This is a genomic window from Bacillus sp. ME78, assembly GCF_903970865.1.
GTDB classification, from domain to species: domain Bacteria; phylum Bacillota; class Bacilli; order Bacillales; family Bacillaceae_G; genus Bacillus_A; species Bacillus_A cereus.
In genome coordinates this window covers 39776-57401 of record NZ_CAJCKK010000030.1, presented here as the reverse complement: position 1 = coordinate 57401, position 17626 = coordinate 39776, and the positions used below count along the sequence as shown (strand labels likewise).

The following is a 17626-nucleotide window of genomic DNA, read 5'->3' as shown; positions in this document are numbered from 1 at the left end:
CGATTTGTACCGAGTGCTGTCGATGTTGCATCGGCAATTAATATTGCGGCGTTTAATGCTGGGATTGCCCTTGGTGCTTATTTAGGTGGTATTGTAACGAACTCGTTAGGGTTAATTCATACAGCTTGGGTAGGCGGCATTATGGTAGTAGGTGCTGTTATTTTAACAGCATGGAGTATGACATTAGAAAAAAGAGATCAAGTAAAATAAAAGGAGCGAAAATAAAATGAAAAACTTACAAAGTAAAACAGTATTAAATAATGGTGTAGAAATGCCTTGGTTCGGTTTAGGTGTATTTAAAGTAGAAGAAGGACCAGAACTTGTAGAAGCGATTAAATCAGCAATTAAAGCAGGATACCGCAGCATCGATACAGCTACAATTTACGGAAATGAAACAGCTGTAGGTGAGGGGATTCGGGCCGGTATTGAAGCAACTGGTATTTCAAGAGAAGAATTATTTATCACTTCAAAAGTATGGAACGCAGATCAAGGATATGAAGAAACAATTGCTGCATACGAAGAGAGTTTAAAAAAATTAAAACTAGATTATTTAGATTTATATCTTGTTCACTGGCCTGTAGAAGGGAAATATAAAGATACGTGGAGAGCGTTAGAAACACTTTATAAAGAAAAGCGTGTACGTGCAATTGGCGTAAGTAACTTCCAAATTCATCACTTACAAGATGTAATAAAAGATGCGGAAATTAAGCCAATGATCAACCAAGTGGAATACCATCCTCGTTTAACACAAAAAGAATTACAAGCTTTCTGTAAAGAACAAGGTATTCAAATGGAAGCATGGTCACCACTTATGCAAGGTCAATTATTAGATAACGAAACATTACAAGAAATTGCTGAGAAACATGGTAAAACAACAGCACAAGTCATTTTACGTTGGGATCTTCAAAATGAAGTGATCACAATTCCAAAATCAACGAAAGAGCACCGTATTATTGCAAATGCCGATGTATTTAACTTTGAATTAACGAAAGAAGATATGGAAAAAATCGATGCATTAAATCAAAATCACCGCGTTGGTCCAGATCCTGATAACTTTGATTTCTAATAGAAATGAGTAAAAAGAGTGCAAAAATTGCACTCTTTTTTTATTTTCTATTCAATAAAATGTTTCTGTTTATATTATGACTTTTAAATTACTTTAGGCGAGCTAAAGAACTTATTAACAGTATTAAAGTTTGACATAAAATAATGCATTCTATATTATATATGCTATAGCATATAAATTGCGATTTATTTGAAGGTGGCATATGGACTTATATGAGTTAACAGGACATCTTGTTCATCATACTGATGTGAAGTTAACAAATTATATAATGTAAGTTTTTAATCACATATTGCTTATAAAATTTATCCTTTATATGCTGTAGCATATAAGTGTTATCTCATAACTTGTAACGGTAAAAATTTAAATAATACAGTAGATATATTATGAAACGAGGAGATTTTAGTTATGGAAAAATTCATATTAGCGTTTGATAGAGAACTTGTAATCGCAGAAAAAAAAGACTCAACATGGAGCGTCCAATCGCAGTTTGTAGGTGCGAATCCAGTTGCTTTAGCTTTAGATCCATACGACCAAGAAAGAATGTATTGTGGTACTTTTGATAGGGGATTATGGAGAAGTAAAGATGGAGGAAGTTCATGGGAAGCAATTGGTACGTTGCCTTCATTTGGTGAAGTGTTCCCAGCTAATGATATTCATATGAGAGCTATTACAGCAGTTTCTGTATCTCCAGCGAAGGGGGATGACGGTAACGGGATTGTATATGTAGGAACTGAACCGAGTGCAATGTTCGTATCCAAAAATGGAGGAGACAGTTTTGAGCTGCTAACAGATTATCGACAAATGCCATCATATTCATCATGGTTCTTTCCTCAAAGAACATATACACACCATGTAAAACATATTGAAATTGATGCTAATAATCCAGAAACTATTTATACGACTATTGAGGTTGGTGGATTAATTAAAAGTGTAGATGGAGGTAAGACATGGACTGAGGAAAAAGAGGGGAACTATCCTCAAGATATTCACATTCTTAAATCACATCGCAATGCCCCAAATCGTTTATACGGGGTGTTAGGTGATTCATTCTTGAAAGAACCAGGTCAAGAGTATGCGGAGAGTAATGATGGAGGTAAGACTTGGAACTATATGTGTAGCGGGCTAAAGCATCATTACGCATATCAAATGGCAGTTAACCCAAATGATCCAGAAAATATTATTATCGCGACATCTTCAAATCCACGCGTAGCGCATGATTACAATAATGGAAATTGTGAATCATTTATTTATAAGAAAGAAAAAAATCAGTCTTGGGCAGAAATGAATGCAGGTTTACCAACTCCTAAAGGGACAATCATACCAGTATTAAAGGCAACAAGTGATGGAACGTTTTATCTGTTTAGCAATAAAGGAGTGTATCAGTCAGTAGACGGTGGTTCAAATTGGACATCATTAGAGATTCCTTGGGAGAATAGATTTATGGAACAACATCCATATGAGATGTTAATTATTAAATAAGTGACGGGTATATTTTTTACTACTATTCATTGGTAATGTTTAGTTGAATGTAAATTAAAAATGTAAAAAGCCAGGTAATGTGTTATTCATGCTACCTGGCTTTTTTGACCATCAATTTAAGGTTATTTTCATATTTGTGTAAATATGAAACAAGCAGGATACATGAATAGAGAATGGGTAAAATAATACCGAATGATCACTAGATTGTATCAATGATGCTATAAGAGTTTTTTTAGGTAAACTGAAGCAAGAAGCAGTGGTTTAGATTCAGAATGACTAGCAATTGGTGTTATGGTGTTCGATGGTTCAAAAATGAACTCATTTCAACTCATATTCTCTTCGCAATGTATCATTTTGAAGAATATTAAAACTTAGGAGGAAATGAATTATGACAAAAGATTTCTATACTGCACTGAAAGAAAGACGTACTTACTATGGAATTAACAAAGAGGTACAAGTATCGGATGAAAAAATTAAAGAAATTGTGGAGTTTGCTGTGAAATATACTCCATCAGCTTTCAATTCTCAAACTGCGCGATTAGTTGTATTATTTGGTGAAGCTCATGATAAATTATGGGATATTACAACTGAAACATTAAGAAAAGTAGTTGGAGATGGAGATTTCTCAGGCACGCAACAAAAAATGGATTCTTTTAAAGCTGGTTATGGAACAGTACTATTCTTTGAAGATGAGGCTATCGTTAAATCGCTTCAAGAAAAATTTGCTGCATATGCTGAAAACTTCCCAATTTGGTCACACCAAGCATCAGGTATGCACCAATTAGTCGTGTGGACAGGTTTAGAAGCAGAGGGATTAGGGGTATCTTTACAACATTATAATCCATTAATTGATGATGAAGTAAAAACAGAATGGAATGTTCCTGCTAATTGGAAACTGATTGCGCAAATGCCATTTGGTAATCCAACGGCTGCACCAGGAGAAAAAGAATTCCAACCACTTGAAGAGCGTGTGAAATTTCATAAGTAACATTCAAATGTAATAAAGTGAAGCTTTAATTAGTAGTGGTCTTACTGTTCGCAAATAGCGGAGGAAGCTAACTGTATTGTGAAAAAAAACTGTTTCGTCAAAAAAGTTTATTCGTTCTGTTAAAAACACTATTTTAATCTTTAAAGGAACAAGGTGATCGTTTTGATCACCTTGTTTCATTTCTTAAATTTTATTTTATTCATTCAAAAACGCTAGCTTTTCATAAATGTTTGAAAAACTAGCGTTTTAATTATAGATATTTGTAATTTGATTACTTAAAACTATATACGAAAAAGCTTTTATGCTATTCCTCAAGTTTTACCCATTCCTGTGACCACTCTTCTATTCCACGAATAATGGATTCTAAAGCAAATCCTTTTTGAGTTAAAGAATATTCTATACGAACTGGTGTCTCAGGAAAGACTTTACGTTCGACAATTCCTTCTAGTTCTAATTCTTTCAACCTTTCTGAAAGTAATCTTCCGCTAACAGGAAGAGAAGATTCAAGCGTACAAAAGCGCTGAGATCCAGAAAAAAGTTGGTAAATAATTAGTGCTGTCCATCGTTGACTAAAAAATTTCATTCCTTTTTCAAAGCGAGGGCATAATGTAGAATCCTTCATTTTCCTTCACCTCCTAAAATAAATTATATAACATCTTACTATTAGTAACAAATATTTTTATAATTAATTACTTGACGTAAATTAGTTACGAATGTATACTCACTTACATAAAGTAACTAAGTTGTTTTATGTAATTGGAATTCTTTTCTTTAAATAGCCAAGGTTGTAATGATACATATTGCATATAAGCTGAGAGAAAAAAGAATATCATCTGTAAAAACACTTACGCTGTGTAAGTTAAACAATAAAAAATATAACAATGGAAGAGAATTTTTTAGAGATTCTCTATACTAGGAGGTACCTAATGGTTACAACAGATACAATTCATATGTTAGAAGATAAAATTCAATTTATACATCAAGATGGAAAGGATATTTATTTAGTAGGTCCTATCAAATTGCCAATTAATTTATATGGGGAGACTAAAGTTTTCCAATGGTATTCTTGGTTGCAATGTAGTGAGGTTACAAATAGTGTAGAAGGAATTATTGAAAAGCTTTCATCTATTAATTTAGCTGATATGCAGCAATCTAGTGTGCTTGTGTATGGTGATTTTGAGAATTCTGAAGATGCCCTAATTCGTATGCATAGTATTTGTCACACGGGTGATATCTTTGGTAGTAAACGTTGTGATTGTGGATTTCAATTAAAGCAGTCTTTACAAATGATTACAGAACATGGTTCAGGTGCTTTATTTTACTTAGCGAATCATGAAGGAAGAGGAATTGGTTTGTTTAGTAAAGCTATGACGTACCTCTTGCAAGAAAATGGGTTAGATACAGTAGAAGCTAATCTGAACCTAGGTTTTGAAGATGATGTTCGAAACTATGATGATACAATTGAAGTATTAAAAGCGCTACGCTCAAAACCTGTAAAACTTATTACAAATAATCCAAAAAAATTAGAAGCGTTACAAAAAGCTGGATTAAATGTTACGAGTCGTGAACCGTTATGGGGTGATGTCTCAGAGTTTAATGAGAAATATTTGCAAACGAAGATTCAGCGTTCTGGACATTTTGAAGGGGGACACTTACATGCTTGAGCATGAATTGTATATGAAGCTAGCACTAGAAAATGCCAAGGCTATGAAGGGACAAACGACTCCAAATCCATTGGTTGGATCTGTAATTGTAAATGATAATCGAATTGTAGGGGTCGGAGCACATATGAAGGCTGGAGAACCACATGCCGAAATACATGCGATACGTATGGCTGGAGAACAGGCACGTGGTGCTACAATCTATGTAACTCTTGAACCTTGTTCTCATTATGGTAGAACAGGGCCTTGTGCTGAAGCAATTGTACAAGCAGGAATTAAGAAGGTAGTAGTTGCTACACTTGATCCAAACCCGCTTGTTTCTGGACGTGGAATTAAAATTCTACAAGATGCAGGTATTGAAGTACTTGTAGGAGTGTGTGAAGAAGAATCTAAAAAAATGAATGAAGTCTTTAATAAATATATTTTGACAAAGCGTCCATTTGTAACGATTAAATCGGGAGTTACATTAGACGGGAAAATCGCTACGTCTTCATCGGATAGTAAGTGGATTACATCTACAGAAGCAAGACAAGAAGTACACCAAATACGAAACGAAAATGCGGCTATTTTAGTAGGAGCGAATACTGTTCAAAAGGATAATCCATCATTGACAACGCGTATTCCAAATGGACGAAATCCAATTCGAATAATATTGGACTCGACATTACGCATACCGATGGAAGCTAACGTTGTTACAGATGGAGAAGCTCCTACCTGGATATTTACAACAAGTAATCATGCAGCGAAAAAAAAGAAAGCATTAGAAAATGCAGGAGTTAAAGTATTTGTTACTAGCGGAGAAAAGCATATAAACTTACATGAAATGCTTGATGTTTTAGGGCAAAAAGGAGTCTCCTCCCTACTTATTGAAGGTGGTGGAGAGGTAAATGCTTCGTTTATTGAAAATGGATTGATGGATAAACTTATTTTATATTTTGCACCTAAAATCATTGGTGGCAGATTGGCGCCTAGCTTTGTAGAGGGGACTGGTATTACTAAAATGCAAGATGCGATTGAGTTTAAGGATATATCATTTACCCAGGTTGGAAAAGATTATAGATTTATTGGCTATCCAGAATATCGGAAAATATAAGGAGAATAAAAACTACTTATATTTTTCGATAGATGGATGGCAGAATGGAGCGATGAAGAGTGAAGTTTGGATTTGATATCGATGATACGTTAATTGATTTAAGGCAGCATGCTTTTCATTTATATAATAAAAAATTAAACAAAAAAGTAGGATTGGATATATTTCATTCTTTAAAAACAATTGAAATTCATGAAGCATTTGGCATGAATTCGGAGGAAGGCAGTCATATGTGGAATAGTTTGCTGGATGAGATTTATTATACTTCTTGTTCACCGTTTCCATATGCAGTAGAGACATTACAAGAATTAGAAAGACAGGGACATGAAATATACTATATAACAGCTCGGCCTAAAGAGCATGGAGAGCAAACAAAAAAATGGTTAATAGAAAAAGGTTTTCCGGTACATGAAGATCGCTTTTTCTATGGAATGAGGGATGAAGAAAAAATACACTTCATACAAGAAATAAAATTAAACTATTTCTTTGATGATAAGCCGGCAGTCTTAGAAACGTTAATAGGAAAACCGATAAATGTGTATGCAAAAACTACTTCTTACAATCAACATCTCAATATCCCGCGGATTACAAGTTGGACGGAGTTAGGAGATATTATAAAGAAAGAAATGTGAGGATTTAACTGGCAAATCAAATAGAGCTAAGAGTATATTGAGTGTTACAATTTTAGAGGAAAGACATAGGTGTTATGTCTTTCCTTATTTTTTAATACTATCGTTTTTATTAGTGCGATGTGCTAGGAGTACTTCTAATAGAGAGGAAATAGAAAAATGAGCAATAAGAAAAATATTTTTAAGCTAGTCTTGTATAGCAGTGTAATTTATATATCAATGATGGGTTCCCCTGGTGCCACAATATTTTTGGATATTTTGGATGAGAAGTTTAAGAATTAATAGGGTGTGTTCATAATCATGAATTTTTGGAAAACCAAAATTACAATGTTAGGTTATTTTGAATCAGTAGTGGATGATATGCAAAATTGCATATCACAAAATAAACATCGTAATTTTTGGATTCTTGGTATAAAATACATTACTTAAACTATATATTAGAATGGAGAAAGTGAATTGGAATTATTAAGAAACAGTAAGGTTGGTACAAAACTAAACATATTAATAACTATATCAAGTATTGCATGTATAGTATTATCCCTAATAGGGTTTTGGGGATTAGAAAGAGGGAAAAGTACTTCCTCTAATATGTATGAGGATAATTTACTACCAATTGAGTGGATTGGTATTGTAGAATCTAATTTTTATCATGTTAATATGAACTTTATGGAAATTATGGTATCAAAAGATGAAAAAAGAATGAATGAATTAATAAGAGAAATGGACGGAATTCGTCAGGAAAATGATCATCTTTTAAAGCAGTTTGAGGCTAAAGTTATTTCTACTAAAGAAAAAGAATTATATAACACGTTTTATGAAACATTTAATGAATTAAGAACTCAAATGAAGAAAGCGCAAGAATTAGGGAAATCTAATAATGAGGAAGCATATGCATATTACCTAAAAGAGATTGAACCTAATATGCAAAAATCAATAAAATCAATTCGGGAATTGATTTTATATAATAGTAATAATGCAGAGCTTTTACAGAAGGAAAATAATAATAGTGCTCAAAATACAATGATAATGTTTATTAGTATTTCGCTTTTAGCAATTTTAATAATTATATTAATTGGATATATTATTAAATTAACTATCCGAAAACCACTTGTGTTACTACAAAATGATATGGAAAAAGTAGCAGCTGGAGATTTAACAACACGTACTCCTTATAAAGCAAATAATGAATTAGGGCATATTGTTCAGTCTTTTAATAGTATGTTAGATAACCTTCAACAATTAATTGCGAATGTTAAGATGACAACACAAGAGGTTATTTCTACTACGGAGGGCGTATTACAAGATACAAATCGAGCGTCTAGTATTTCAAATGAGGTTGTACAGACTGTTTTAGAAGTAAAAACAAAAATAGAAGGACAGGTAACTAGTATTCAGGAGAGCTCATCCTCAATGGAAGAAATTACAACAGGGGTGCAAACTGTAGCTGAATCTTCAGCAGTAGTCGCTGAGGTAGCAGTAACGACTACAGAACGAATAAATATCGGTAGTGAAGTGATAAATCACTCTATTCTTCAAATGAATAGTGTGCATGATGTTGTCGAGGAAACATCAAAAGTAATAAATAAACTTGTTACACGTACACAACAGATTGATACAGCTCTCGCTGCAATTACTAATATTGCCGAACAAACGAATCTTCTTGCCTTAAATGCCGCTATTGAAGCGGCACGTGCTGGAGAGAATGGGAAAGGATTTGCAGTGGTTGCCGCAGAAGTTCGAGACTTGGCTGAGCAATCTAAAGAATCTGCAAAAGAAGTTAATCATTTAATAAAATCCATTCAAAAAGATACCCAAGATACAGTTAATGTCATGCAAAAAGGACAACAAAAGGCAGTAGAAGGAAAAGAAGCTGCTTACAAAGCGAATCAAACCTTCTTGTCTATTATGAGAGATATTGATAAGATTACAAGTCAAATTCAAGAAGTATCCGCAGCGACAGAAGAGATGTCTGCTGGTACAGAAGAAGTAAATGCTTCTCTTTCGCTAGTTTCTGAAACTGCAACGGATGTGAAAAAGGAGACGCTTCAAACAGTAAATTCAATTCAATCACAGGCCGTATCAATTGAACAAATATCAATCCAATCCAACAAAATGAAAGAAAAGGTGGAAGAATTAACGGAACTGGTTTCAAAATTTAATATTACAGAACAAAAAGGATGAGTAAATCATAAAAGTTTACGTATGGCTATCAGCCTAAAAATAATTGATTTTTCGCGATTAAAAAGATTTTAGTAATTAATTCAATCACAAGTTTAATAACATGTATAAAAAAACATGAAGACTTAAGAGTCTTCGTGTTTTTTTTGAATAATGTCTGAAAAAATATTGATAATTATAGGATACTTTGGGAATTGTCATTAAGTATTCGTATATGCAAAATTACATATATTTAATGATTGATAATCACGAGTTAATGTAACTATAATAATTACACTGATAAGTAACTTACTGACGACAGTTATAAGTGAAGAAGGAGGGTTTTATTGTATTTTGTATATAAAAAATAGAAAAGGAGATATGCAAATGAAAAGATTACTTGTTATAGGCATCATGTATACAATGTTTTTCCTCATAGGAAATATACATTTACATGCTGATGAACGAACAAATGTAAAAGAAATTACTAGTTTAGAAGAGCCTACTTGGATATTTCAGGCGGGCATAAGTAAGGGTAAATATCACGATCGACAAGATTTAGGATTTATTTTGCAGAGAAATACACCATTAAAGGTAAGACAAACGAATCCTAATTTTAAAGACAAATTAACATTACGTTTATTGTCTAATGACTCTAAAAATGAAAAATCCATACAAGTAGGAAATGAATGGATTACCATTCAAGGTGATACGCCTTTAGTTCCTTTCATAGATACTCCGTATGGTGAAGAGCACGCTGTACTTGAGTACCAAGTAGGGAATGAAAGTGCTACTAAACCTCTTCCCATTTATAAACAACAAGGAAGTGTATCTCAATTTTTTAGTACATGGGATCAATTTGATGGAGAGTATGCGTTACTTCAAGGGGAGAGTTTTCAATTATTTATACCTAAAAAAGATAAAGAAATAGTAAGGTCTTTAAAAGATTTTCAATCATTGGATGAGTTAATTGCGTATTATGAAGATATTTTTGCGATGTATGATTCAATTATTGGTTTAGATGGTTCAGCGGTTGAAAATAAAAAAAGTCAAAATCGTTATTTTTTAAAAGCAGATATATCTGGTGCTGGCGGTGCCTATTATGGCACAAATTGGACAGCGAATAGTTCAGATAGTACAAAAATGTGGTTAGATAAACTGAGTTGGGGAACTTTACATGAAATCGCTCACGGATACCAAGCTGGTTTTGATAATCAAGGAATATTTACAGGAGAAGTTTCTAATAATCTATTCGGTGTTCAATATCAATATAGCAAATATGGAAAAAAAGCAGATCAAGTTGGTTGGTTGTTTAATTTCGGGAAAAAGGAACAGGTAGAACGGAATTTATATAATGCTTTAATGAAAGAAAATAAAACTTATGATGATTTAGATTTACGACAAAAACTTATTCTTTTAACGATGGCGAAACAAAAAGCTGGCGATGAAGCTTTTGCAAAAATGTATCAAGGTTATCGAAAACTAGCTAGCAATGCTGCTTTCAAAAAAGGTGACCATTCTTTACCAGATTTAATGAATCAGTATTATAGTGAGAATGGACAAGTTGATTTTACACCTGTTTTTGAAAGATGGGGCTTTAAGCTTAATCATAAACAAATAGAGATGAATAGGGCGAAAGGTTTTCCGGCTGTTACTTCTTTAGCTTTTATAGTGCCTGAATCACAATTAGCGAAAGCAAGAGCTATAGTTGATCCGGATATTCCGATAAACTCCAATTTCGAAATAGTTACGAATCAGCAAATTGCTCCACTTGGACTAAAAGGGAATTTGCATATCCATTTAAATACAAATGAAATAGATACATTGAAAGGAGGAAAAATTAAATTAAAAGAAGGGAATACAGTTGTTCAAGAGAAAACAATTGAAACAACAGATATCAATGTACAAGACGTACCAAATGGAGTTTATACAGTTGAAATTTCAGGTGGGAAAACGGATAGTATGTACCATTTTAGTTCGTATTATGCCTATGTAAAAGAAAAAGATAATAGTCTAACGATTGATGTTAACGAAATGAAAGTGAGTAAGTTGGTAAATCAAACAATTCAATTCCTAGGATTAGGAGATGACCAGTTTGCCGAATTAAATACAGACTTAGAGCAAAAGCAAGCTGTTTTTACGGTTACTACTAAAACTCCTCATAGCTATTATACAGATGAAAAATACGCATCAATAGAGGTGTTTAATGATAAGGGAGAAAAAATTTATACGAAGGAAATGGAAGGAACAAATGTAACGATAGTAAACGATAGCATTTCACTAAAAGAAGGATATAAAATTAAAATCTATCATGATGAAATAAAAAAACGATTAACTAGTACAGCTACTATTATTAATCCTATGAATAAAACGAATGAATTTATAATGACAAAATGGGGATTGAAAAATACTTATTTGAAAAATAATCCAGAAGGAAATCTTATGCAAAGAATTGATGAAGAAATGGAAGAAATTATAGGTAATCCAGTTTTAAAAGAGATACCAATGCAAAAATTAGAAATGAAAAAGAATGTGTGGATGGCGATAAATATGTTATCAGAACCACAAAAAATAACGTATATAAATAAATATAAAGATAGCTTATATAATGAGTAATTTTTGAGAAATGAAATGAATCTAAAAGTAACGACGCAATCTATCTATATTATGAGGAATCACAATTCATAGTAGATAAACATAGATAGCTTGAAATATCTATGTTTCCAATTTTGAAAAAACATTCGTTTAACTTAATAATAAGATTATAAAGGAGTAAGAATATGAATAATTTCGTAAAGGTAGGTTTAACTACAGGAGTCGTGTTATCGGCGATTATACCCTATGGAGGAGTGCATGCGGAAACAGAAGATTTAAAAGTGGAAATAAAGGAAGATACGTTCCGAACAGGTAATTTAACAGCACCTTCTCAAAATTCGGCAGAAAATGTAGCAAAGGATGCACTAAAAGGAAAAACAGAACAAGCATTATCATCAAAGCAAGTTAATACGGAATCCAAAGTTAATTATAATGTTACGCAAAGTCGTAAATCTTATGATGGTACTACATTGGTACGTCTTCAACAAACGTATGAAGGACGTGATGTATACGGATATCAACTAACAGCACATATTAATGATGATGGTGTACTTACGAGCGTTTCGGGGGATAGTGCCCAAGATCTACAACAACAGGAAGATTTGAAACAACCTATTACTTTATCAGAAGAGGATGCAAAGAAACAGCTTTTCAACATCTATGGAAATGATCTCACATTTATTGAAGAACCAGAAATTAAACAAGTGGTATATGTAGATGAAAATACAAATAAAGCTACAAACGCATATCAAATTACTTTTAGTGCATCTACACCTGAATATGTATCTGGTACAGTATTAATTGATGCTTTTGGTGGTAATCTATTAAAAGAACTCGTTCAAAAATTGGGTATACAAGTAGATAGTAGTATTGTCCAATCTGCGACAGCAAATAAATCACAAGATCCTTCAAAATTAACAGGTACAGGAAAAGATGACTTAGGCATTAATCGTACGTTTGGAATTACACAGCGAAGTGATGGAACGTACATGCTTGCAGATTATTCTCGTGGTAAGGGAATTGAAACATATACTGCTAATTATAAAGATTATAATAATTATAGAAGAAATGTATGGGGGTATCTCGATGATTTAGTAACAAGTAATTCTACAAATTTTACAGATCCTAAAGCAGTTAGTGCCCATTATTTAGCAACAAAAGTATATGATTTTTATCAAGAAAAATATGGCCGTAACAGCTTTGATAATAATGGGCAAAAAGTAATTTCTGTCGTTCATGGTTGGAACACAAATGGTACGAATAAAGGAAATCCTAAGCAGTGGTTCAATGCATTTAGTAATGGAGCTATGCTAGTATACGGAGATCCAATTGTTAGAGCATTTGATGTGGCAGGACATGAATTTACACACGCGGTTACAAGAAATGAGTCTGGACTTGAGTATGCAGGAGAAGCTGGTGCAATTAATGAGGCTCTATCTGATATTTTAGGAGTAGCAGTTGAAAAGTATGCCAATAACGGAAAGTTCAATTGGACAATGGGAGAACAATCAGGTCGTATTTTTAGAGATATGAAAAACCCATCATCTATCTCTTCTAGATATCCGGAGGACTATAGACATTATAATAACTTACCTATTGATGCTGACCACGATCATGGTGGTGTACACACGAACTCTAGCATTATTAATAAAGTAGCTTACTTGATTGCTAGTGGTGGAAACCATAATGGAGTAAACGTACATGGCATTGGAGAAGATAAAATGTTTGATATTTTCTATTATGCAAATACGGATGAATTAAATATGACTTCTGACTTTAAAGAATTAAAAGAAGCTTGTATTCGTGTAGCAACGAACTTATATGGTAAAGACTCATTAGAAGTACAAGCTGTCCAACAAGCCTTTAAAGCAGCTTATATTTAATATTATTTTGATGAATTATAAACCCTTTTATTTTAATATAGTGATTAATTTGTGTGTATAGGCAAAAACCTTGTAGAATTTTTCTGCAAGGTTTTTTTAGAATTTTATTTTACAAATGTGTTATATGGTTTTTAGTTAATTAGAATAAAAATAATCTTATAACTGTATGTAAGAATGTGTGATTTTACAACCTTTTCTATGATAGAAAAGGATACTACGTTAGTAAATGTAAAGGGTTAGAAATTATGGTTTATGGGTTACTTTTTTGTTCCTATGGAACTTTAAAGTGCGTAATTTTCTTTATCGTTAATATATATCATAATGGTATTTATTAGTTGGTTTTAGCGTTACTTTGTTGTTGATGTGATTTTTTAACATTACAATGATTAAAATCAGAATTATCGAGTAGATCTAAATGATGATAATTTCGATTTTTAATTCAGTACAGAGTCCAATAGCTACATAATTTTCGTTTATCCCGCTATTTGCCGGGCAGTAAGACCCCCACTGATTAAAGTTTCACTTTATACTCTTTCGAAAAAAGGGTGGATCTGCTTATTTTCTGTTAAAGATAAGAGAAGTGAACCACAATATAAACGTAATTATTTATTCCAACGTAAGTCAATCATTTAGCACATGAATTTGGAGGGATCTATATGCATATGCAATTAAAAGGAAAAACAGCACTGGTTACTGGATCTACGGCAGGGATTGGAAAAGCAATTGCCACTTCATTAGTAGCGGAAGGAGCTACTGTACTTATTAATGGACGCCGTGAAGAAAATGTTAATCAAACGATAAACGAAATTCAAGCGCAGTATCCGGATGCTATCCTTCAACCCGTAGTAGCTGATTTAGGAACAGAAAAAGGGTGCCAAAATGTGATTGAAAAGTACCCTGAAGTAGACATTCTTATTAATAACTTAGGAATTTTTGAACCTGTAGAATATTTTGATATTCCTGATGAAGATTGGTTTAAATTGTTTGAAGTCAATATTATGAGTGGTGTTCGACTTACTCGCTCGTATTTAAAACAAATGATTGAAAGAAAAGAAGGAAGAGTCATCTTTATTGCTAGCGAAGCAGCTATTATGCCATCTCAAGAAATGGCTCACTATAGTGCGACTAAAACGATGCAACTCTCACTTTCTCGCAGTTTAGCTGAGCTGACGACAGGAACGAATGTGACTGTTAATACTATAATGCCTGGTTCGACTTTAACGGAAGGAGTGGAGACTATGTTAAATAGTCTTTATCCTAATGAGCAATTGACAATAGAAGAAGCTGAGAAGCGATTTATGAAAGAGAATCGACCAACCTCTATTATTCAAAGACTTATTCGACCAGAAGAAATTGCCAATCTTGTCACTTTCTTAAGCAGCCCACTTTCTTCAGCAATTAATGGTTCCGCGTTGCGAATAGACGGGGGATTAGTACGTAGTGTGTTTTAAAAAATTAAAAACAACATAATATTCTGTTGAAGGTAAAGATGGTAAGGCAAATGAGTTGTATTTTATCTATTAATGGAAATATACAAAAAGTAAATTGCGACATGCAAACAGCCGAATTTTCTACTATAAGAAAAATTCGGCTGTTATTTTTTACTTGTTGTAAAGGATGGAAAGCTTTTAAGGTTGTGGCACGCCTCTTAAGACAAAGATAAGGCGAAGCAATCCCGCTGTTATTTGTATTATTTAGTGAAAGTTACCAAACGTTTTTCAACACTATTTTCCCAATTGCTTTATTTGACTCCAAATATTCATGTGCTTGTGCAACTTCATCAAACGTAAAAGGTTTAGAATCTAGCAATGGTCGAAGGTGTCCTTCTTCTACTATTTGCGTTAGTTTAGTTAAAATTTCCCCGCAAGCGTCACGTTTATCTGTATGTAATATTTTTAACGCCATAAAAGTAACGTGCAGAGAGAGTCCTTTTGCGTGTAAAGGAGAGAGGTCATGGGTTGAACGAGCAGCGATTGTTACGACGGTTCCATTGACCGCAGCAGCTTCAAAAGAATGATCAAGATTCTTGCCGCCTACTGTATCAAATATAACTTCAAATCCGTTTCTGTTCGTATGTTTTTGTACATATTCTTGAACAGATTCTTCTTTATAATTAATAGCTATGTCGGCTCCTAGACGATGGGCTATGTCTATTTTGCTTTGCTGAGAAGCGGTTGTAAAAACTTTAGCGCCTGCCCATTTAGCTAGTTGAATGGCTACGTGTCCTACGCCACCAGTAGCTCCATGAATGAGGACATTTTGACCAGGTTTAATATTTGCACGATCAAATAAAGATTCCCAAGCTGTAATTGCCACTAATGGTAGAGCAGCTGCTTCTTCCATTGTTAAATTTTTAGGTTTGTGAGCAATTAATCGCGCATCAGCAAGCATAAATTCTGCAAGTGCACCTCCAGTTTCTTTAAAACCTCCGGCACATCCGTATACTTCATCCCCTGATTTGAATTTCGAAACACCTTCTCCTACTTCAATAACAATACCAGCTACATCGCCGTGTAATATAGCTGGAAACTCAGGAGCGACTGCTGAAACGGCACCACTACGCATTTTTGTATCGATTGGATTTACACTTGTTGCTTTTACATCGATTAGAACATGACCTGGTAAAAGTTTTGGTTTTGAAACTTCTTCTAATTGAAATACAGATGAACCCCCAAAAGAATGAATAATTTGTGCTTTCATAGTTTATACCTCCTGTTTGTGGTTATAGCATAGCAAAGTACGAAAAATAAGTATAATATTTTGAATTTGGTTAGTGAGAATTTTATATAAAGAAGAGGAAAGTGCATGAAATGAAATAATGTAACGTACTTCTAAAAACTACTGTAAAGCTTTTTGAAGAAAGGATAGATGTTATTTTTGCAGCATGATTTATTATTACTCACTTAGTATAGGTACTTTAAAGTGCCTACATCACTTTAAAGTACGTACTGTTATTCATGTTATGGCCGATTTATAATAACACTCGTAGCACAAAGAAAGTTATAACGATTACAATCGGCAACAATGTGGTGTTGCAGTGTTGCTTATGAATTTTGAGAAGAAATATGAAAAGTATAGATTGATATGAATGAGGGAAAGTGAGTGAAACACATGGAAAAGTTTGCGAACCATTTTGGATATAATCGTATGTTTGCGAAAGATCAACTTACGTTAGGAGTTCACATTCCGATTGAAAATTATCAGTTTCATGCTCCAACGATGGAAAAACAAGTAGAGTTAGTACAAAAAGCGGAACAATACGGTTTTACAGGTGTATGGCTTCGCGATGTATTGCTGCAAGACCCTGATTTTGGTGATCCTGCAACAGGTCAAATTTACGATATGATGATTTATTTGACGTATTTAGCAAGCAAAACAGAGAAAATCGCATTTGGAACGTCGGCAACTGTATTGTCACTTCGTCATCCATTGCGTGTAGCAAAAGAAATTGCTACATTGGATCAACTATTTCCAGAAAGAATTATGCTTGGCGTTTCATCCGGTGACAGACGTGCTGATTTCAAGGCGTTAGGTGTTAGTCATGAAACAAGAGGTGAAAAGTTTAGAGAAGCGTTTGCTTACTTGGAAGAAATTTTGTATAAAAACTTCCCGTCTATCCAGTCGACACTAGGAGAAGTTCATGGTGCGAATTTAGTTCCAAAACCGTCTAAACGTGTTCCAACCTTTATTACAGGTTTTAGTCAACAAAATATGGAATGGTTTGCTGAACATGGAGATGGATGGATGTATTATCCACGTAGTCCGGTGCATCAGGCGGGAGCAATTGGACAATGGAGAGAACTAGTAGAGGATTATCATCCAGCTGTATTCAAACCATTTATCCAACCGATGCATTTAGATTTATCTGAAGATCCAAATGAACGTCCTACACCGATACGTTTAGGTTACCGTACAGGGCGTAAGGCACTAATTGAATTACTTGATATATATAAAAGTATTGGTGTGAATCATTTATTCCTTGCTCTATTTGATGGTCAACGTCCAGCTGACGAAGTATTGGATGAGCTAGGAGAAGAAGTACTACCGCATTTCCCAGCATTGTAAAGGAGTGTAAAGA

13 protein-coding genes and 1 pseudogene are annotated in these 17626 nt (G+C 33.6%); 12 read left to right on the top strand and 2 right to left on the bottom strand.

Features of this window, described 5'->3' with window-relative positions:
* The 4 genes and pseudogenes from H6481_RS23680 to H6481_RS23665 all read left to right on the top strand — a co-directional run.
* Positions 1-210, top strand: a pseudogene (locus H6481_RS23680) (MFS transporter); the annotation flags it as partial.
* Between the two features lie 16 nt (positions 211-226).
* Complete coding sequence (locus H6481_RS23675; RefSeq protein ID WP_023522567.1) at positions 227-1066, top strand: aldo/keto reductase; 840 nt, start codon at positions 227-229, stop codon at positions 1064-1066.
* 405 nt (positions 1067-1471) lie between these two features.
* Positions 1472-2545: a glycosyl hydrolase gene (locus H6481_RS23670; protein WP_182813348.1), complete on the top strand. Its 1074-nt coding sequence runs from the start codon at positions 1472-1474 to the stop codon at positions 2543-2545.
* 388 nt (positions 2546-2933) lie between these two features.
* Positions 2934-3533, top strand: a complete 600-nt coding sequence (locus H6481_RS23665; RefSeq protein ID WP_182813346.1) for a nitroreductase family protein — start codon at positions 2934-2936, stop codon at positions 3531-3533.
* A 304-nt stretch (positions 3534-3837) separates the two neighbouring features.
* On the opposite strand, the gene H6481_RS23660 is transcribed toward H6481_RS23665, so the two are convergent.
* Complete coding sequence (locus H6481_RS23660; RefSeq protein ID WP_098852079.1) at positions 3838-4155, bottom strand: helix-turn-helix domain-containing protein; 318 nt, start codon at positions 4153-4155, stop codon at positions 3838-3840.
* Between the two features lie 304 nt (positions 4156-4459).
* On the opposite strand from H6481_RS23660, the gene H6481_RS23655 reads away from it, so the two are divergent.
* From H6481_RS23655 to H6481_RS23625, 7 genes are all read left to right on the top strand, one after another.
* Positions 4460-5197: a GTP cyclohydrolase II gene (locus H6481_RS23655; protein ID WP_000258865.1), complete on the top strand. Its 738-nt coding sequence runs from the start codon at positions 4460-4462 to the stop codon at positions 5195-5197.
* Positions 5190-6287 (top strand): bifunctional diaminohydroxyphosphoribosylaminopyrimidine deaminase/5-amino-6-(5-phosphoribosylamino)uracil reductase RibD, encoded by a 1098-nt coding sequence (gene ribD, locus H6481_RS23650; protein WP_098852080.1) that lies wholly within the window; start codon positions 5190-5192, stop codon positions 6285-6287. Before H6481_RS23655 ends, ribD begins: the two co-directional genes overlap by 8 nt.
* Positions 6288-6346: 59 nt before the next feature.
* On the top strand, positions 6347-6916 hold the full coding sequence (locus tag H6481_RS23645) for an HAD family acid phosphatase (protein WP_098852081.1): 570 nt from the start codon (positions 6347-6349) through the stop codon (positions 6914-6916).
* Positions 6917-7369: 453 nt separating this feature from the next.
* On the top strand, positions 7370-9094 hold the full coding sequence (locus H6481_RS23640; RefSeq protein ID WP_000422012.1) for a methyl-accepting chemotaxis protein: 1725 nt from the start codon (positions 7370-7372) through the stop codon (positions 9092-9094).
* Between the two features lie 363 nt (positions 9095-9457).
* Complete coding sequence (locus tag H6481_RS23635) at positions 9458-11686, top strand: putative mucin/carbohydrate-binding domain-containing protein (protein WP_182813344.1); 2229 nt, start codon at positions 9458-9460, stop codon at positions 11684-11686.
* A gap of 164 nt (positions 11687-11850) precedes the next feature.
* A complete protein-coding gene (locus H6481_RS23630) occupies positions 11851-13548 on the top strand; it encodes a M4 family metallopeptidase (RefSeq protein WP_182813342.1) in 1698 nt (565 codons plus the stop codon).
* Positions 13549-14204: 656 nt separating this feature from the next.
* Positions 14205-14999 (top strand): SDR family oxidoreductase, encoded by a 795-nt coding sequence (locus tag H6481_RS23625; RefSeq protein WP_000551091.1) that lies wholly within the window; start codon positions 14205-14207, stop codon positions 14997-14999.
* 253 nt (positions 15000-15252) lie between these two features.
* Here H6481_RS23625 and H6481_RS23620 read toward each other — a convergent pair whose 3' ends face one another.
* Complete coding sequence (locus H6481_RS23620; protein ID WP_182813340.1) at positions 15253-16248, bottom strand: zinc-dependent alcohol dehydrogenase family protein; 996 nt, start codon at positions 16246-16248, stop codon at positions 15253-15255.
* Between the two features lie 411 nt (positions 16249-16659).
* Between H6481_RS23620 and H6481_RS23615 the strand changes: the two genes are divergently transcribed.
* Entirely contained in the window at positions 16660-17613 is a 954-nt protein-coding gene (locus H6481_RS23615) for an LLM class oxidoreductase (RefSeq protein ID WP_000410336.1), read from the top strand.
* The last annotated feature ends 13 nt before the right edge of the window (positions 17614-17626 follow it).